This window comes from Streptomyces sp. NBC_00045 (assembly GCF_045041095.1).
GTDB lineage: Bacteria > Actinomycetota > Actinomycetes > Streptomycetales > Streptomycetaceae > Streptomyces.
The window spans coordinates 1,231,346-1,248,729 of record NZ_CP108271.1 but is presented as its reverse complement, the minus strand read 5'-3'; the positions used below and the strand labels follow the sequence as shown (position 1 = coordinate 1,248,729).

General features: G+C 73.7%; 15 protein-coding genes. 4 read left to right on the top strand and 11 right to left on the bottom strand.

Translation table 11 applies throughout. From position 1 onward, the window contains the following. Positions 1-445: 445 nt before the first annotated feature. Positions 446-3,190 (top strand): phosphodiester glycosidase family protein, encoded by a 2,745-nt coding sequence (locus tag OHA65_RS05905; protein ID WP_405761431.1) that lies wholly within the window; start codon positions 446-448, stop codon positions 3,188-3,190. On the opposite strand, the gene OHA65_RS05900 is transcribed toward OHA65_RS05905, so the two are convergent. The 3 genes from OHA65_RS05900 to OHA65_RS05890 all read right to left on the bottom strand — a co-directional run bounded on the left by OHA65_RS05900 (position 3,187) and on the right by OHA65_RS05890 (position 6,622). Further along, positions 3,187-5,172, bottom strand: a complete 1,986-nt coding sequence (locus OHA65_RS05900) for an ABC transporter permease (protein WP_328761842.1) — start codon at positions 5,170-5,172, stop codon at positions 3,187-3,189. The two genes, OHA65_RS05905 and OHA65_RS05900, sit on opposite strands and share 4 nt — an antisense overlap. Positions 5,173-5,291: 119 nt before the next feature. Beyond that, positions 5,292-6,113, bottom strand: coding sequence for a molybdate ABC transporter substrate-binding protein (gene modA / locus OHA65_RS05895; protein ID WP_371646018.1), 822 nt, complete (start codon positions 6,111-6,113; stop codon positions 5,292-5,294). A 113-nt stretch (positions 6,114-6,226) separates the two neighbouring features. Continuing rightward, a complete protein-coding gene (locus OHA65_RS05890) occupies positions 6,227-6,622 on the bottom strand; it encodes a helix-turn-helix transcriptional regulator (RefSeq protein WP_327282050.1) in 396 nt (131 codons plus the stop codon). A gap of 134 nt (positions 6,623-6,756) precedes the next feature. On the opposite strand from OHA65_RS05890, the gene OHA65_RS05885 reads away from it, so the two are divergent. Further along, the gene (locus OHA65_RS05885) at positions 6,757-7,140 is read left to right on the top strand and encodes an RNA-binding S4 domain-containing protein (protein ID WP_327282049.1); all 384 of its coding nucleotides are present in this window, start codon (positions 6,757-6,759) and stop codon (positions 7,138-7,140) included. Between the two features lie 154 nt (positions 7,141-7,294). Here OHA65_RS05885 and OHA65_RS05880 read toward each other — a convergent pair whose 3' ends face one another. The 5 genes from OHA65_RS05880 to OHA65_RS05860 form a co-directional block, all read right to left on the bottom strand. Further along, on the bottom strand, positions 7,295-7,669 hold the full coding sequence (locus OHA65_RS05880; RefSeq protein ID WP_327282048.1) for a PTS fructose transporter subunit IIA: 375 nt from the start codon (positions 7,667-7,669) through the stop codon (positions 7,295-7,297). A gap of 26 nt (positions 7,670-7,695) precedes the next feature. Continuing rightward, on the bottom strand, positions 7,696-8,325 hold the full coding sequence (dhaL, locus tag OHA65_RS05875; protein ID WP_328761838.1) for a dihydroxyacetone kinase subunit DhaL: 630 nt from the start codon (positions 8,323-8,325) through the stop codon (positions 7,696-7,698). Positions 8,326-8,380: 55 nt separating this feature from the next. Continuing rightward, positions 8,381-9,385 carry a dihydroxyacetone kinase subunit DhaK gene (dhaK, locus tag OHA65_RS05870; protein ID WP_329312814.1) on the bottom strand — a complete coding sequence of 335 codons (1,005 nt, stop codon included), beginning with the start codon at positions 9,383-9,385 and terminating at the stop codon, positions 8,381-8,383. Positions 9,386-9,461: 76 nt separating this feature from the next. After that, on the bottom strand, positions 9,462-11,288 hold the full coding sequence (locus OHA65_RS05865; RefSeq protein WP_328761837.1) for a glycoside hydrolase family 15 protein: 1,827 nt from the start codon (positions 11,286-11,288) through the stop codon (positions 9,462-9,464). A 65-nt stretch (positions 11,289-11,353) separates the two neighbouring features. Next, complete coding sequence (locus tag OHA65_RS05860) at positions 11,354-13,318, bottom strand: amino acid transporter (protein WP_327282044.1); 1,965 nt, start codon at positions 13,316-13,318, stop codon at positions 11,354-11,356. 369 nt (positions 13,319-13,687) lie between these two features. On the opposite strand from OHA65_RS05860, the gene OHA65_RS05855 reads away from it, so the two are divergent. Then, the gene (locus OHA65_RS05855) at positions 13,688-14,314 is read left to right on the top strand and encodes an alpha-ketoglutarate-dependent dioxygenase AlkB (protein WP_371646762.1); all 627 of its coding nucleotides are present in this window, start codon (positions 13,688-13,690) and stop codon (positions 14,312-14,314) included. A gap of 113 nt (positions 14,315-14,427) precedes the next feature. On the opposite strand, the gene OHA65_RS05850 is transcribed toward OHA65_RS05855, so the two are convergent. From OHA65_RS05850 to OHA65_RS05840, 3 genes are all read right to left on the bottom strand, one after another. After that, positions 14,428-15,720 (bottom strand): SUKH-4 family immunity protein, encoded by a 1,293-nt coding sequence (locus OHA65_RS05850; protein WP_329312809.1) that lies wholly within the window; start codon positions 15,718-15,720, stop codon positions 14,428-14,430. Between the two features lie 90 nt (positions 15,721-15,810). After that, the gene (locus OHA65_RS05845; RefSeq protein ID WP_405761427.1) at positions 15,811-16,182 is read right to left on the bottom strand and encodes a DUF1232 domain-containing protein; all 372 of its coding nucleotides are present in this window, start codon (positions 16,180-16,182) and stop codon (positions 15,811-15,813) included. A 27-nt stretch (positions 16,183-16,209) separates the two neighbouring features. Continuing rightward, complete coding sequence (locus tag OHA65_RS05840; RefSeq protein ID WP_327282040.1) at positions 16,210-16,674, bottom strand: MarR family transcriptional regulator; 465 nt, start codon at positions 16,672-16,674, stop codon at positions 16,210-16,212. Between the two features lie 138 nt (positions 16,675-16,812). Here OHA65_RS05840 and OHA65_RS05835 point away from each other — a divergent pair, with 138 nt between their 5' ends. Then, on the top strand, positions 16,813-17,367 hold the full coding sequence (locus OHA65_RS05835; protein ID WP_327282039.1) for a DoxX family membrane protein: 555 nt from the start codon (positions 16,813-16,815) through the stop codon (positions 17,365-17,367). Positions 17,368-17,384 lie beyond the last annotated feature (17 nt).

The following is a 17,384-nucleotide window of genomic DNA, read 5'->3' as shown; positions in this document are numbered from 1 at the left end:
TGCCGTACGGCAGGCCCGGGTACGGCCCGGCAGGGTGCCCGGTCAGGGCGTGTGCGGGGTACGGCTGAGCGGGGTACCCCGGTGCCGGGTACGCCGGTGCCGGGTACGGCTGCGGCGGTGCAGCGGCGTACGCCGGTGCCGGGGACTGCGTCTTTGATGGCTGCTGCTGCTGCGGCTGCTGCGGCGACGGCTGAGCCGGTGGGCTCGGTGGCTCGTTGACGGACATGCGGTGTGAACCCCCCACGGGAACATGCGACGGAGAATGAGCAGGCCCGCCGGCGCGCGGCGGGCACGCTCGAACCTTGCCAGCCCGGCATCCCGCGGCCAAATCGATTCCCCGTGCGGACGAAGAGTGCGCCACCCGTGGCCGTGCGAATGGCTGAAACCGCAGGGCACGAGCGACGGCGCGGACCCGGGACGGTGGCGGGTGGCCGATCCTGCCTGCGTGTTGAGCCTGCGTCCGCTGTTGCCCGTCCTGCTCGCCGTCGTCCTGGCCGGCCCCGCCGGGACCACCCTTCCCGCGCGGGCCGCCGACGCGGTGGCCGACGGGATCGAGACCTCCCGTACCGGCCGGCAGATCGCCCCCGGGATCCGCCTGGAGTCGTACGACCGGCTGGAAGCCGACCGCTGGCTGCGGATCGACGAGCTCCGCGTCGAACTCGGTGGGAGCGGCGGCGTGCGCGCCGAATACCTGGGCGGCCACGGACCGGCCACCGTCGGCGACACCGCTGCCCGTCACCGTGCGGGGCCCGGACGGCGCGTGGTCGCCGCCGTGAACGGCGACTTCTTCGACATCCGCGGTACGGGTGCACCGCTCGGCCCCGGCCTCGGCGGCGGCAGGCTACTGCACTCGGCCGCGTCCGGACCCGGCGCGGCCCCCGCCGTCGGATTAGGGGCCGACGGCACCGGCAGGGTCCTGCGGATCGGCCTCGACGGCAGCGTCACCCTGCCCGGCGGGGCAGTGCGCCCGCTGATCGGCTACAACGCGGCCCGGCCGGCCCGCGGGGGGCTGTCCGCGTACACGGCCGACCATCCCGGGGCGCAGCTGCCCGCGGTGGGCATCGCCGTTCCGGTCCGGGACGGCCGGGTCACGGCCGCCGCCGCATCGGTACGCGGCCCGGCCCGCAGGCGGCGACCGGCCCCCGGAACCACCCTGCTCACCGCTCCCGCGGGCGGTGCGTCCGCCGCCGAACTCGCCGCCCTGCGCCCCGGGGACGCCGTCGCCGTTGCCGCCCGCGCCCTCCCGGACGCCGGGCCGGTCCCGGCCGCGGCCGTCGGCGGGCGGGAGGCCCTCGTCGTGGCCGGCGTACCGCAGGACCACGACGGCGAACCGAACAACGCCGCCGCGCCGCGCACGGCCGTCGGGTTCTCGCGCGACGGGCGGCGGCTGACGATCCTCACCGTGGACGGCCGCCAGCGCGACAGCGGTGGGCTCACCCTGACGGAGCTGGGCCGCATGATGCACCGGCTCGGCGCGTACGAGGCCCTGAACCTCGACGGCGGCGGCTCCTCGACCCTGCTCGCCGCACTGAGCGGGGCGACGGCCCTGACGTTGGAGAACTCCCCGTCGGACGGGCGGCAGCGGCCCGTGCCCAACGGGCTCGTCCTCACGGCCCCGGCCGGCTCCGGCCGGACCACCGGCTACCGGATCGAACCCGCCGGCGGCAGCGCGGAGGACCTCACCCGGGTATTCCCCGGGCTCACCCGGACCCTCACGGCCACCGGGTACGACGCGCTGCTGGGCCCGGCCCCGGAGGCGCCGGTGTGGTCCGCCGACGGGGCCGGCACCGTTGACGCCGCCGGGGTGTTCCACGCCGTGCGCGCTGGCCGAGCGACGGCGCACGCCCGGCGCGCGACGGCGCACGGCGCGCTCCCGCTCCAGGTCCTCGGGCCGTTGACCCGGATCCGGCCGACCCCGGCTCGGATCGGGCTCGCGGAGCCGGGGGAGACGGCGGGATTCCGGCTGATCGGGTACGACGGGCAGGGCGCGGCCGCCGTCGTGGAACCCCGCGACGTGGCCCTGGAGTTCGACCGGTCGCGGTGGAACGTCACCGAGGACGGGCGGGGTGGCTTCACCGTCACCGCCCTCGTCCCGCGGGCCACCGGCCGGCTACACGCCACCGTCCGGGCCGCCACCGTCCGGGCCGCTGCTGTGCGTGGAGCCGCGGCCGTGCGTGGCGCGACCGCCGTATCCGGGCCGAGCGTCGACATCCCCCTCGGCGTCGGGCTGGAGACCCTTCCCCTCGCCGATCTGGCCGACGCCGCCGCCTGGACCGGCCCCGGCGCCGTCCCGGCCGAGGGACACGCCGGCGCCGGGCTCGCCCTGGACCTGCCCCGGGCCGCGGGCCGGGCGAGCGCCGCCGCGCCCCGGCCCCTGCCCGTCCCGGAGCTAGCCCGGTCGCTCACGCTCTGGGTGGGCGGCGACGGCTCCGGAGCCCGGCCCGCCGTGGAACTGACCGACGCCGACGGGGCCGCCGTCACGGTGAGCGGGCCCGTCGCGGACTGGACCGGCTGGCGGGAGGTCACCCTCGCACTCCCGGCCACCGCACAGCCGCCGCTCACCGTGACCCGGCTCTCGGCCAAGGCCGGTTCCGGCCCCGGACGGGTGGTGCTCGACACGCTCGGCGCCCGGACCCCGCCCACGGGGCCCGCCGCGGAACCCGTGGTCCGGGATCCGATCGTGGCCACCGGGGCCGGGGTCCGGGCGAAGCCCTGGCGGTTCGCCGTCGAGCCGCCCGGCGGCAGCCGCGCCGGGGACGGGGACGCGGGCGCCGACTTCGTGCTGACCGGCGCCGACGGGCCGGAGTTCGTCCACCGCGGGGTACGGTTCCTGCCGCTCGACACCACCGAGCCCACCCTGGGCGGAGGCGGCCTGCACCGGATGCGGGCCCTGCGCAAGGCCCTGGCGGCTACCGCCCGGGAACCGGCCACGGGCGCTCTGGCCGTCGTACGGGCGCATGCGCCGGTCACCGTGGACCGCAAGGAAACCGCCCTGACGGCGCAGCTGCTCGCCGAGTTCCGGCGCACCACCGGCAAACGCGCCGCCGTGATCACCCTCGGCGCCCCGGGCTTCACGGCCGGCCGCTCCGAGGGCGTGCTGTCCGTCGCGGCCCCGCGCACGGGCCGGACCGTGGTCGGCGTCGACGCGTTCGCCCCGGCCGACTGGCTGGCCGTCCGGCCCGCTTCCTAGAGCCGTACGAGCGTGACCTCGGTCGCCTTCACGCTCGTCCACACCTTCGAGCCGTCGACCAGGCCCAGTTCGGCGACCGCCTCCGGGGTGACCTCCGCGACCAGGTCGGGGGCCTCACCCGAGGTGACCAGCACGCGCAGCCGGCTCCCGACCGTCGTGATCTCCCGTACGGAGCCCTGCCAGACGTTGCGGGGACTGCCGGTCGGGCGGTCGCGGTGCACCGACACGGCCTCCGGCCCGATGATCGCCAGCGCCTCGGCCCCTTCGGGCAGCGCGTCCGCCACCACGAGCCGGCCTCCGGCGGCGAGTACGAGGCCGTCGGCCGACGCGGTGCCGTGCCAGGCGTTGCGGCCGAGCATCCGGGCGACCCAGGGGGAGCGGGGATGGCGGCTCACCTCGGCGGGCGGGGCGTCCTGGAGGGTGCGGCCGTCGGCCAGGACCAGCACCCGGTCGGCCAGGGAGACCGCCTCGACGGGGTCGTGCGTGACGATGAGGCAGACCCCGCCGAAGCCGGCCAGGTGCGTGCGCAGGGTGTGGCGGACCCGGGCCCGGGTGGTCTGGTCGAGGGCGGCGAGGGGTTCGTCGAGGAGCAGCAGGCGGGGCCGGGCGGCCAGGGCGCGGGCCAGGGCGACGCGCTGGGCCTGGCCGCCGGACAGCTGGGCGGGTTTGCGGGCGGCGAGGTGGCCGACGCCGAGCCGGTCCAGCCACAGCTGCGCCTCGCGGCGGGCCTCCGCGCGCGGCACCCGGCGGGCGCGCAGCCCGTACGCGGTGTTGGCCAGGGCGGTCAGGTGCGGGAACAGGGCGCCGTCCTGCGGGACCCAGGCGACCTGGCGCTCGTGCGGGGGCAGCGATGTGACGTCGGTGTCGCCGAGGCGCAGTTCGGCGTGGGCGCGCGGGGTGAGGCCGAGGAGGGCGCGCAGCAGCGTGGTCTTGCCGGCGCCGTTCTCGCCGACGACGGCGATGGTGGTGCCGGGATCGGCGTCGAGGGTGAGCTCGTTGAAGCCGGTGACCTCGGCGTGCAGCGGCCAGTGGCCGCCGTCGTACGGGGCGGCGGCGGGCAGGTCGAGGGCCGGGCCGGCGGACGGGCCGGTGGCGGTGTCGGCGGAATCGGCGGGCAGGCCGGCGGCCACGGCGGCCGTCTCGGTCTCCTGCGGGGTCTGCGGCGCCCCGGCGGACCGGGCCGCGACCGGGGTGCCGGTCCAACGGCCGCGCAGGGCGATCAGTACGACCATGGCGATCGCGAGCAGCAGCAGCGAGACAGAGGTGGCGGCCTCCGGCGAGTCCTGGAGGAGCAGGTAGACCTGGAGCGGCAGGGTCTGGGTGGTGCCGGGCAGGTTGCCCGCGAAGGTGATGGTCGCGCCGAACTCGCCGAGCGCGCGTGCCCAGGTGAGCGCCGCGCCGGCGATCAGGCCCGGCGCCACCATGGGCAGCGTCACGGTGAAGAACACGCGCACCGGCGGGGCTCCGAGGGACGCGGCGGTCTCCTCGTAACTCTGCTTGAGGCCGCCGAGCGCGCCCTCCAGGCTGATGACGAGGAACGGCATGGCGACGAAGGTGGCCGCCACGACGGCGCCGGAGGTGTGGAAGGGCAGCGTGATCCCGAACGTGCCCTCCAGCCAGGGCCCGAGCAGCCCGCGACGGCCGAATCCCAGCAGCAGCGCCACGCCGCCCACGGTCGGAGGCAGCACCATCGGGAGCAGTACCAGCGAGCGGACGAACGCCTTTCCCTTGAACGGGACGCGGGCCAGTAGCCAGGCCAGTGGCACTCCGAGGAGCAACGAGAAGCCGAGGGCCCACAGGGACACGACGAGCGACAGGCGCAGCGCCTCGACCACACCCGGGCTCGTGAGGTGCGTGCCGAGCTCGCTCCACTGGGTGCGGCTGAGGATGCCGATCAGAGGAAGCAGTAGGAATGCGACGGCGAGCAGCGCGGGCAGCGCCAGGGCCAGCGGCGGCCGGGTGCGGGTGCGGGATCTGCTCATGTGGATTCCTGGCTGCAGCGTGGGCGGGTACGGGGGGATCGGTGTGCGGGACGCCGAAGGGACTGCCCGTCCCCCCCAGACCGGGCAGTCCCCATCGATCTTTCCGGCAGCGGAGTCGGTTACGCCTTCTGGAAGCCCGCGTCCTGGAGGATCTTCTGCGCCTCGGGGCTGCTCAGCCACGCCACGAACGCGGCGGCGGCCTCGGCGTTCTTGGAGGCCTTGAGGGCCGCGGCCGGGTAGGAGGCGACGGCGTTCTGGTCGTCCGGGATGTCCACGTTGACGACCTTGTCACCGGACTTGGCCGAGTCGGTCTTGTAGACGAGGCCGGCGTCGGCCTCACCGAGCTCGACCTTGCTCAGCACGGCGCGCACGTTGGGCTCCTGCGAGACCGGCTTCACCTCGATCTTCTGCGCGTCGAGGATCTGCTTGCTGTAGCGGCCGACCGGGACCTCGGGCGCGGCGAGCACGACCTTGATCTTGCTGTCGGCGAGGTCCTTCAGGTCGTCGATCTTGAACGGGTTGCCCTTGCCGGTCGCGATGACCAGGCGGTTCTTGGCGATGATCGACGGGTCGTTCGTCTCGGCCTTGAGGCCGTCCATCGTCTTGGTGTCGGCGGTGACCAGCGCGTCGGCCGGGGCGCCCTGCTTCACCTGGGCGGCGAGCTCCTGGGAGCCGGCGAACGAGAAGTTCACCTTCGTGCCGGGGTGCGCCTTCTCGTACGCGGCGCCCGCGGTCTTGAAGACGTCGGTGAGGGAGGAGGCGGCCAGGACGGTGAGGTTCGCGGCCTTGGTCTCGGCGGAGGCGGAGGCCGACGCGGAAGCCGCAGCCCCGGTGTCGGTGTCCTTCTTGTCGCTGCTGCCGCAGGCGGACAGCGCGGGCACGAGGAGGGCGGCGGTCAGCGCTGCGGCAACGGCGCTGCGGCGGGTCAGGATCGGGGACATGAGCTGGTGCTCCTCGGTCGGGTCGGCGGCCGGCCGGGTGCCGGTTCCGCGCGGTGGTGACCCGCGCCGGTGACGGGCGGAGCGGGTGGGGACGTGCGCTGGTGCTGGACGGGTCAGGTGCGGTCGATGTGCACGCTGGTGGACTTCACGCGGGCGGTGGCCTGCATGCCGACCTCCAGTCCGAGCTCCTCGACGGCCTCACGGGTGAGGAGGGAGACCAGGCGGTGGGGACCTGCCTGGATCTCGACCTGGGCGGCCACGTCGCCGAGCTTGACGGCGGTGACGATGCCGGGAAACGCGTTGCGGGCCGAGGTGTAGGGCTCTTCGTCCTCGGCGTGGGCGCCCTGCCCGACCTCTACGGAGAATGCGGCCAGGTCGCGGCCGTCGATCAGTCGCCGGCCGGCCTCGTCGCGGTGGGTCGCGACCCGGCCGGCGTCGGCCCAGCGGCGGGCGGTGTCCGGGCTCACGCCCAGCAGGCGGGCCGCCTGTCCGATGGTGTAGGACTGCATGAGCGACAAGGTAGGGGCAGGTGTCCCGCATTTGCAATTCTATTGGGATGATGTACATGGCAGATGCAATGCCTCTTGGTGAATCTGCCAAAATGTGTTCCGTTTCCGTGGGGGCGGCTCGCTAGAGTTCTGGCATGGCTGATGGAGCAACGGGAACGGGAACTGCCCGGGTGGACGCCTGGATCTGGTCGGTCCGCCTGACGAAGACCCGCTCGGTCGCGGCGACCGCCTGCCGGGCGGGCCATGTGAAGGTCAACGGGGAGCGCGCGAAGCCGGCTCAGACGGTGCGTGCGGGGGACGAGGTACGGCTCTTCCACGCGGGGCGCGAGCGCATCGTCGTGGTCAAGCAGCCCGTGACGAAGCGGGTGGGTGCGCCGGTGGCCGCGGAATGCTTCGTCGACAACAGCCCGCCCCCGCCGACGCGCATCGAGGCCGAGGTGGTCGGTGTGCGCGACCGCGGCACGGGGCGCCCGACGAAGCGCGACCGCCGCGAAATCGAATCCCTGCGCCGCCGCTGACCACCCCGCCCGGCACGCCGACCTCCCGTACCCGCCGTGGCCGCGACCGCGACCGCGACCGGCCGGGCAACGGCGCCGGTCGGCTAGGACGAGCGAGTCGCGGCGAGTGGCGGCGAGTGGCGGTGACCGTGCCGGCGTGGCTCGGGCCGGCCGGTTACGTCTTGCGGTAGCTGTAGGCCTCCTCCGCCGCCGCGGCCACCGCTTCCAGCGGGGCGCCCGCCGAGGCCGCCACCACCGCGGCCACCGCGCCCTCCAGGAACGGGGCGTCCAGCAGCCGGGCCCCCGGCGGGAGTTCGTCCTCCACCAGCAGCGCCTTCACCGTCAGCACCGAGCTGCCCAGGTCCGCCAGAAGCGCGACCCCCGCCCCCCGGTCCACCTCCTGCGCGGCCTCAGCGATGCGCTCCGCGCTCGTGCCCAGGCCGCCGTCCGCGGTGCCGCCCGCCGCTGCGACCGGGACGACCGGGCCGCCCGCCGCCAGGCCGCGCGCCAGGTCCGCCACGGACTGTGCGACCACCGCGCTGTGCGACACGAGCACGATCCCCACCACCGGCGCGCTCACTCGGCACCAGCGGCATCAGCCGCACCAGGCGCATCCGCCGCATCCGCGAGCGCCGCCAGCAGCAGGGCCGCCGAGGTCGCCCCGGGGTCCTGGTGGCCGATGCTCCGCTCACCGAGGTAGCTGGCCCGCCCCTTGCGCGCCAGCATCGGCACCGTCGCCCGCGCGCCGTTCTCCGCCGCGTCCGCGGCCGCCCGGTACGACGTGCTCAGCGCCCCCACCCCCGGCACCAGCGCGTCCAGCATCGTCTTGTCGCCGGGCGCCGCCCCGCCGAGCTGCGCCACCGCGCCCACTCCCGCGTACAGGGCCATGCACAGCGCTTCGTCGGAGACCTCGGCGGCCTCCCCGAGCTCCTTGCCCGTGCGCCGCAGCAGCGTCCCGTACAACGGGCCCGAGGCCCCGCCGACCGTCGAGATCAGGGTCCGCCCCGCCAGCGTCAGCACCGCCCCCGGACTCGCGGTGGGATCCGCCGCCAGGGCCGCCCGTACCGCCGTGAAGCCGCGCAGCAGATTGCTCCCGTGGTCGGCGTCCCCGATGGGGGAGTCGAGCTCGGTCAGCCGGTCCGCCTCGCGCTCCACCACGGCCCCGGCGGCCGTCATCCAGCGCCGGAAGAATTCCGCGTCACGCAATTCCGTCTCCTCACCCGTGTCCACGACCCTGTCCGCACCGTGCCCGCCCACCTTCTCAGCAGCCCCACCGCAGGGCCGGAGTGTGGACGGGCGCGTCCCACAGCCGCAGCAGCTCCTCGTCCGCCCGGCACAGCGTCACCGAACACCCCGCCATGTCCAGGGACGTGACGTAGTTCCCGACCAGCGTCCGCGCCACCGGCACTCTGCGCTCCGCCAGCACCCGCGCCACCTCCGCGTGGAACCCGTACAGCTCCAGCAGCGGCGTCGCCCCCATGCCGTTGACCAGAGCCAGTACCGGCCCGTCCGCCGGAGCCACCTCCCCGAGCTCCTCCAGTACGGCTCCCACCGCGACCTCCGCGATCTCCCGGGCCGGCATCATGGCCCGCCGTTCGCGGCCCGGCTCGCCGTGGATGCCGATGCCCAGCTCCAGTTCCCCGTCGGGCAGGTCGAACGTCGGACTGCCCTTCGCCGGTGTCGTGCACGCGCTGAGCGCCACCCCGAAGCTGCGCGAGGAGGCGTTGACCCGCCGGGCGAGCTCCGCGACCCGCTCCAGCGGGGCGCCCTCCTCGGCGGCCGCACCGGCGACCTTCTCGACGAACAGCGTGGCCCCGGTGCCGCGCCGCCCCGCCGTGTACAGACTGTCGGTGACGGCCACGTCGTCGTTGACCAGCACGCGCTCCACCCGCAGGCCGTCCTCCTCGGCGAGTTCGGCCGCCATCTCGAAGTTCAGCACGTCCCCGGTGTAGTTCTTGACGACGAACAGCACACCCTGCCCGGCGTCCACGGCCGCCGCCGCCCGCAGGACCTGATCGGGCACGGGCGAGGTGAACACCTCCCCGGGGCAAGCGGCCGACAGCATCCCGTACCCCACGAACCCGGCGTGCAGCGGCTCGTGCCCCGACCCGCCCCCGGACACCACCCCGACCCGGCCCCCGAGCCGCGCGTCCCGCCGTACGACGACCCGCCGCTCGACGTCCACGTCCAGCTCGGGATGCGCGGCCGCCATCCCCCGCAGGGCATCAGCGACGACGGTCTCGGGACTGTTGATCAGCATCCGCATGGGGTGTCTCCTGGTGGGGCCGACGGGTGGTGGGCGGGCAGCGCCTGCGGTCCCCCTACCCCGCCGGACGGCGCACTCATGCCGACCGGCGGTCCAGTTCCTCGTCGAGCGCCAGCGCGGCGTCGATGAGCGCCAGGTGCGTGAACGCCTGCGGGAAGTTGCCCAACTGCTCGCCGGAGGCTCCGATCTCCTCGGCGAACAGGCCGACGTGGTTGGCGTAGGTCAGCATCTTGTCGAACGCGTAGCGGGCCTGGCCGATCCGCCCGGCCCGGGCGAGCGCCTCGACGTACAGGAAGCTGCACAGGTTGAACGTTCCTTCGGAACCGCGCAGCCCGTCCGGCGAGGCCGCGGGGTCGTAGCGGTAGACGAGGCTGTCGCTGACGAGTTCCCGGTCCATCGCGTCGAGCGTGGACAGCCAGGCGGGGTCGGAGGGCGAGATGAAACCCACCTTCGGCATGAGCAGCAGCGACGCGTCGAGCACGTCCGACGCGTAGTTCTGCACGAAGGCCTGCCGCTCGGTGCTCCAGCCGCGCTCCACGATCTGCAGGAAGATCGCGTCGCGTGCCGCCGTCCACCGGGCGATGTCCGCGGGCCGGGAGTGGGCCTGCGCGAGGCGGATGGCCCGGTCGAAGGCGACCCACGACATCAGGCGGCTGTAGGTGAAGTCCTGGCGGCCGCCCCGGGTCTCCCAGATCCCCTCGTCCGGGGCGTCCCAGTGGTCGCAGAACCAGTCGATGACGCCGGTGAACGCCGTCCAGCCGCGCAGCGCACCCATGTCGTGGGCCTCGCCGAACGCGTAGGCGGCCTCGCCGTAGATGTCGAGCTGCACCTGGTCGGCGGCCGCGTTACCGGCCCGGACGGGAGCGGACCCCTGGTAGCCCTCCCAGTGGTCGAGGACCTCCTCGGTCAGGTGGGGGTCGCCGTCGATGCGGTACATGATCTGCAAGGGGTGGCCGGAGGGGGTGCCGCCGGCTTCGAAGCGGTCGCGGACCCAGTGGCGGAAGGCGTTGGCCTCCTCGGTGAAACCGAGTTTGACGAGGGCGCGCACCGACAGGGACGCGTCGCGGATCCAGGTGTAGCGGTAGTCCCAGTTGCGTTCCCCGCCGATCTGCTCGGGCAGTCCCATGGTCGCCGCGGCGATCGGCGCGCCGGTCGGGGCGTAGGTGAGCAGCTTCAGGGTGATGGCGGACCGGTTGACCATCTCCTGCCAGCGTCCCCGGTAGGTGGAGGTGCGCAGCCAGTCGTGCCAGAAGGCGCGGCACCGGTCGAAATCCGCAAGGGCGCGTTCGCGGCTGAGGGGATCGGGGCGGGGGCTGCCGGCGGCGTCGCTGGTCAGGACGACGACTGCGGCGTCGCCCGCCGTCAGGGTGAAGCGCGCGACGGCGTCCTGTCCGTCCGCGACGAGGGTGATCGGCGCGCTCGCCTGGACGAACAGGTCCGTCCCCGGGCCCTGCATCAGGGCCGACCCGTCGTCGAGGAGCTTCAGGGTGTGCGGGGCCCGCCCGTAGTCGAAGCGGGGCCGGACCTCCAGGACGAACGGGAGGCTGCCGCGCACCACCCGTACCGTCCGGTGCAGTTGATGCCGGTCGGTGGCCTCGCGGGAGTCGTCGGGGACCATGTAGTCGCCCACTTCCCCGACGCCGTCCGTGGTCATGAACCGGGTCACCAGCGTGGCCGTGTCGGCGAGGTACAGCTGCTTGACCTTGACGTCGCCGAGCCGGTCGAGATCGACCGCCAGGTGGCAGTGGCCCCCGCCCGCCCGGTCCAGCAGTGCTCCGAAGATGCTGGGGGAGTCGAACCGCGGCGTGCACCACCAGTCGACCGTTCCGGCACTGGAGACCAGCGCGGCCGTCTGGAGGTCGCCGATCAGACCGTGCTCTGCGATCGGGGGATAGGCACTCATCGCGACTCCGGGGGGTGAGTAGCTGCCTTCCCACGGTACGTACGGAGCCGGATCCGCGCCCGGCGTCAGCCGGCGTGGACGTGGGGGCGGCGGCTGCGGTCGGGTTCGGCCTCCCGGATGACCTCGCGGGTGACGGGGGCGACCTCTCCCTGCCCGAAGAGGAAGAAGCGGAGGAAGTTGGCCATCGGGTTGCCCTCCGTCCATTCGAAGTAGATGTGCGGCCGCTGCCCGGTGTCGTCCCGTACGTGGAGCAGCAGGGCGGCGAGTGCGTTGGGGATGCTGGAGCTTTCCAGGGTCAGGACGCGGTAGCGGCCGTGGAGGACTTCGCCGCGCACGCGCATGCCCGATTCGAATTCGGATGCGTCCAGAACGGTGACCTCGACGAACATGACGTCGTCCTCGGAGGGGATGTCGTTGTCGGCGCGGATCTGCTGCTTCTTGAGCCGGTACTCGTCGGCGTCGCGGTTGTCGGGCTCGTTGGCGATGAACCGGATGGTGCGGTTGGCGGTGTCGCGGATGAACCGTTGGGCCATGTCGTCGAATTCCACGTGGGTGACGCGCAGCTCGAAGACGCGGGCGAGGCGTGAGAGGAGGGAGAGGGCCATGATGCCGGCGATGAAGCAGGCGCCGATCTTCACGCCGTCGGGTCGTTCGGCGACGTTGACGGCGGTGGTGTAGACGAAGACGGCGGAGATGACGCCGAAGCCGATGGTCCAGCCGCGTTCCCCGGCCCGGCGGGCCGCGATGGTGACCGCGACGGCCGCGGAGGTGATCAGGACGAGGACACCGGTGGCGTAGGCACCGCCCTGGGCGTCGACGTCGGCGTCGAAGAGCCAGGTCACCAGGAAGGCGATCAGGGTGAAGACGATGACCATCGGGCGCAGGGCGCGGGCCCAGGAGGGGGCCATGCCGTAGCGGGGCAGGTAGCGCGGCATCAGGTTGAGCAGGCCGGCCATGGCCGAGGAGCCCGCGAACCACAGGATCAAGATGGTCGAGACGTCGTAGACGGTGCCGAAGGCCGAGCCCAGGTACTCGTGGGCCAGGTACGCCAGGGCGCGGCCGTTGGCCTCGCCGCCGGGTTGGAAGGCGGCGGCGGGGATGAGGAGGGTGGTGACGAAGCTGCTGGTGATCAGGAAGACGCTCATGATCACGGCGGCCGTGGTCAGTAGCTTCTTCGTGCCCCGGATCCGGCCCGCGGGATTCTCCTCCGTGTCGTGCGGGGAGCCCTGGACGTGCGGCATGACCGCGACGCCCGTCTCGAACCCGGACAGACCCAGCGCCAGCTTCGGGAAGACCACGAGCGCGATGGCGATCATCATGAAGACGTTGCCGTGCTCGGTGAGCAACGCCTGTTTCCAGTCGGTGATGACGTGGGGCTCGCTGACGACCTGCCACAGGCCGACCCCGATCACGACGACGTTCAGCGCGAGGTACGAGAAGACCAGGACCACGGCCACCCCGATGGCCTCGCTGAACCCCTTGAGGAACACGCCGCCCAGCAGCGCGATCAGGATCAGGGTGATCAGTACCTGGTGGCCGTTGAGCGTGCTCGTCAGATGGGGGTTCTCGACCATGTGCGCGGTCGCGTCCGCCGCCGACAGGGTGATGGTGATCAGGAAGTCGGTGGCCGCGAAGCCGAGGAGGGTGAGGACGAACAGCTTGCCCTTCCAGAACGACAGCAGCCGTTCCAGCATCGCGATCGAGCCCTCGCCGTGCGGGCTCTCCTCCGCCACGCGGCGGTAGACGGGCAGCGCCCCCAACAGGGTCAGCACCACCAGCACGATCGTGGCCAGGGGCGAGAGCAGGCCGGCGGCGAGCGCCGCGATGCCCGGCTGGTAGCCCAAGGTCGAGAAGTAGTCGAGGCCGGTCAGGCACATCACCCGCCACCAAGGCCGCCCGTGGTCGGCGGCCGCGGGCGTGCCGCTCTCGTCCGACCCCTCCGGCCGATGGCCCGACCGGTGCTTCGTCTGGTCGGTCAGGCCTTCCAGGAGCCATGCCCTGAGGCGGCTCGGCTGGGTGGGGGTGGCCATCGCGGGTGCTCCTTCGTACGGCTTGGATCCGGCCATCGGTGCGACGGCTGGGCAAGCGTACGGAACTCGATCATTCGTGCACGCGCGCGATCTCATCCTGACGGGCCCCGGGCGGCCCCGCACGGGAGGTTGCTCCGGTTGGACGGAGGTACGCGTTCGGCCCGGAACCCGCCTCCCACCTGCATGGACGTGCTGGGGCGCAGTCCGCGGCCGGAGGCGGGCCGCAGCGTCGGCCGCGACCGGTCTTGACGGCTCCTTAACGCCTCCCTAGCGAAATCTTGACGGCCCGCCCGGGGAGGGAAAACCCCTGGTGGGACGTGTAATCGATCGCGTGTTCGAGTGGCGGGATATGATGGGTGGGTGCGTACGATCCCCGGCCTCCAGGGCTCCCTCTTCGACCAGGGCGACGAGATCCGCCTCGGCCCGCTCCAAGGGCTGTGCCGCACCCGGCTCGGCTCCGGCGCCTGGGTCGACCACCTGCCCGGCTGGCTCTCTGGCGCCGACTCACTGTTCGAGCGGCTGGCCGAGGACGTGCCCTGGCGGGCCGAGCGGCGCCAGATGTACGAGCGCGAGGTCGACGTACCCCGCCTGCTCGCCTTCTACGACGAGGGCGAGTCCCTGCCGCACCCGGCGCTCGTCGAGGCCCGCACCGCACTGACCCGGCATTACGCCCCCGAGCTCGGGGAACCCTTCGCCACCGCCGGGCTCTGCCTCTACCGCGACGGCCGCGACAGCGTCGCCTGGCACGGCGACCGCATCGGCCGGTCCGCCACCGAGGACACCATGGTCGCGATCCTCTCGGTCGGCGACCCGCGCGACCTGGTCCTGCGCCCCCGCGACGGCGGCCCGACCCTGCTGCGCCTGCCCCTGGGGCACGGCGACCTCGTCGTGATGGGCGGCTCCTGCCAGCGGACCATGGAGCACGCGGTCCCCAAGTCCAGCCGCGCCGTCGGCCCGCGCATCAGCATCCAGTACCGCCCCCGCGGCGTCCGCTGAGCCCTGCGGCGCCCGCTGATACCGACACGCCCTGCCTTCGGGGCCTGCCTTCGGGGCCCGCCGCTCGGGCCCGCCGCTCGGGCCCGCCGCCGGGCCGGGACGGCGCCGCCCGGTCAGTAGCCGTAGACGCTCAGTTCGGTGATGGACGCGAAAACGTGCTCCCAGGCCGCTGCGCCCGGCTCCTCGGGGTCGTCCGACTCCAGGACGCCCGGCTCCAGCTCCGCCGCCTCCGCGAGGAAGGAGCCGCAGCCGTTCTCGCCCGGGTACGGGTTCCAACACGCCCCCATGAACCGGCGCACGGCCTCCAGCAGGCGTACGAACGTCTCCGTGTCCCGGGCGAAGGGGAACGGCCCCTCGCCCTCGCGGATCAGCGACACCGCGCCCGTCTCCGGGTGGACGAGCACCACGCCCTCGTCGCCGTAGCCCATCTCCAACGTCCCTATGTGCAGCAGGCCGCCGAAGCCCGGCCCCTGGTCCGCGGACTCCGCCGCTCCGGGCCCCTCCTCGGTCCAGGCGAGCTCGAACGAGGTCGCGCCTGCTCCCCAGTGGCGCGGCAGGCCCACCGTGCTGATCAGCTCCCGGGTCGGGCGGTGGGTGAGCGACGCGGGCAGCCGCGCCTCGGGTACCCGGACCGTCCAGTCCGCGCCGAACACCGCCTCCACGCGGGCCGCGTCGAGCGGCGCCTCGCCGGGCGCCGGGCCCGCGAACCACGGCTCGCCCGCGCCCTCGTCCCACGAGGCGTTGTCGGCGCCGCCGGTGGGCCAGCCGGCCGCCGCCACCGCCTCGTTGCGCTCCACCACCACGATCCCGCGCGCCTCGGTGAGCAGGAACCGCCCCGCGCCGAGCGGCACCGGGTCCTCCCAGGTGCCGGGGCAGTGCAGGGCCCAGGCGTCCTCGTCCGGGTCGAAGAGGAACGGCTCCTCCTCCCCGGGCTCCTCCGTGCGTTCGGTGAACTCCCCGGCGCCGGGCGCCGGGCACGGCTCGCCGGTGGTCAGGTCGAACCAGCGTTCCTCGGTCCACAGCGACCAGACCTTCAGCAGGCTCCGGCCGCCGGGCCCGTCGAAGACGGCGGCGGAGGCGTCCCCGCTGAGGTTCGGTACGGCCCGGAAGGCCCCGACCGGCCGCCACCAGGCCCAGACGGTGCGCCAGGGCATGCCGGGCTCTGCCTCGGCGACCTGCCGCGCGTACGCGTCGTGCCCGAGCACCTTCGCGGCGAAGTGCAGCCACGAGCCGAACTCCGCACGCGAGACGTCGGCATGCCCGAACACGGCCTGGGCCTGGGTGTAGACCTCGCGGCCGACCCCGCCGCCGGCCTGCGGGCCGGACCACTCCCGCACCCGGGCGGCTCCGGCCTCCAGCAGGGCGGTGGGGGAGGGGGACAGGGCGTCAAGATCTTCAGCAGGCATGCGGGACATGGTGCCAGCAGCCACGGACAGTCCCTGCTCCAGGGAGCGTTGGGGTCTGCGCAGGTGCTTGCGGCTGCGCCCAGGCCGCGGCTATGCGGTGCCCGGATCCTCGGCCGTGGCGGGCTTCGCGGTCGTCGCCGCCCTGGCGGGCTCGGCGGTCACTGCCGCCGCCGCGGCGGCCGCGGCCGCGCCCGGCCGCACCGCTGCGGCCGCCGCGTGCAGGGAGTGCAGAGCCAGCAGCAGTACGCCGATGTCGTCGAGGTACACCGGGTCCGGGATCAGGTCCACGGGCGAGACGGTGTAGATCACCGCGACCCAGAAGAGCGCCTTGTCGCGGAGCGGGATCCCCGCATCGAGCAGCAGGCGCCGAGCCGCGAAGACCCGTACGAGGAGCACGCCGGCCGCGATCGCCAGCCCGAGGGCGACGACCGCGCCGACCGTCAGCCAGACCGTTGCGTCCATGTCACCCCTATACCCCGTTCGGCCGTGTTACCCGTTGTGCTCGCGCAGTCGGCGGCTGACCTCGCCCAGCCCGTCCGCGAGCGTGTCGAGCTGTTCGGGGGTCAGGACGTCGATCAGCGCTTCCCGGACCGTCGCGACGTGACCGGGTGCGGCCTCCTCCAAGCGGGCGGTGCCGGCGTCCGTGAGGACCGCGAAGACCCCGCGCACGTCGGAGGGGCAGCTGCGACGGCGGACCAAGCCCGCCTTCTCCAGCTGGGTGACCTGGTAGGTCAGCCCGCTCTTCGAGTTGATCAGGCCATTGGCCAGTTCCGTCATCCGCAGCTCGCGGTCCGGAGCCGCGGCGAGCCGTACCAGTATCTCGTACTGCGGGTGAGAGAGGCCGGAGTCGTCCTTGAGCTGCTGGTCGAGGCGGCGGTTCACCAGGGCGGAGGCGGCCAGGAAGCCGCTCCAGGCGCGCATCTCGCGCTCGTCCAGCCATCTCGTTTCAGCCATGCCCCCAGTTTACACGAGTTGTTCCAATTTGAATCAATGGTTAAGGTCGGAACTGGCGGTTCGAATTTGAACTACTCGTTACTCCGTTACTCCGTTACTCCGTCCCCGCCCGGACCGCCCGACCGGAAGGAATCCCCCATGACCAGCCCCTCCGTCACCGCGACGAAGCCGCAGGCCGCCGCACCGGCCGTCCCCCTCGCCCCCTCCACCTCCGCCCACGACGCCGGACTGCTCCTCCTCCGCGTCGTCCTCGGTCTCACGATGGCCGGCCACGGCGCGCAGAAGCTCTTCGGCTGGTTCGGCGGCGGCGGCATCAGCGGCACCGGCCAGTTCTTCACCGCCAGCGGCTACCCCGCGGGCGACGCCATGGCCGTCGTCGCAGGCCTGACCGAGACCCTCGGCGGCCTCGGCCTCGCCCTCGGACTGCTCACCCCGCTCGCCGGAGCCGCCGTCGTCGGCACCATGATCAACGCGATCGCCGTCCACGGCGCCGGGTCCTTCTTCGCCCCCAAGGGCATCGAGTACGAGCTCCTCCTGACCGTGGCGGCCGCCGCGGTGGCCCTCACCGGCCCCGGCCGGTACGCCGCCGACCGCTTCCTGCCCGTGCTGCGCAGCCACCGCCTCGCCCACGGCGCCCTCGCAGTCGCCCTCGGCGTGGTCATCGCGAGCGCGCTGCTCCTCGTACGCAGCTGACCGCGGGCGGGTGACCG

Coding starts and splice junctions, on each gene's coding strand:
- OHA65_RS05890 (WP_327282050.1), bottom strand. CDS start 6,622: ATGCAGTCCTACACCATCGGACAGGCGGCCCGCCTGCTGGGCGTGAGC.
- OHA65_RS05860 (WP_327282044.1), bottom strand. CDS start 13,318: ATGGCCACCCCCACCCAGCCGAGCCGCCTCAGGGCATGGCTCCTGGAA.
- OHA65_RS05900 (WP_328761842.1), bottom strand. CDS start 5,172: ATGAGCAGATCCCGCACCCGCACCCGGCCGCCGCTGGCCCTGGCGCTG.
- OHA65_RS05885 (WP_327282049.1), top strand. CDS start 6,757: ATGGCTGATGGAGCAACGGGAACGGGAACTGCCCGGGTGGACGCCTGG.
- OHA65_RS05865 (WP_328761837.1), bottom strand. CDS start 11,288: ATGAGTGCCTATCCCCCGATCGCAGAGCACGGTCTGATCGGCGACCTC.
- OHA65_RS05835 (WP_327282039.1), top strand. CDS start 16,813: ATGACCAGCCCCTCCGTCACCGCGACGAAGCCGCAGGCCGCCGCACCG.
- modA (WP_371646018.1), bottom strand. CDS start 6,113: ATGTCCCCGATCCTGACCCGCCGCAGCGCCGTTGCCGCAGCGCTGACC.
- dhaK (WP_329312814.1), bottom strand. CDS start 9,385: ATGCGGATGCTGATCAACAGTCCCGAGACCGTCGTCGCTGATGCCCTG.
- OHA65_RS05850 (WP_329312809.1), bottom strand. CDS start 15,720: ATGCCTGCTGAAGATCTTGACGCCCTGTCCCCCTCCCCCACCGCCCTG.
- OHA65_RS05840 (WP_327282040.1), bottom strand. CDS start 16,674: ATGGCTGAAACGAGATGGCTGGACGAGCGCGAGATGCGCGCCTGGAGC.
- OHA65_RS05845 (WP_405761427.1), bottom strand. CDS start 16,182: ATGGACGCAACGGTCTGGCTGACGGTCGGCGCGGTCGTCGCCCTCGGG.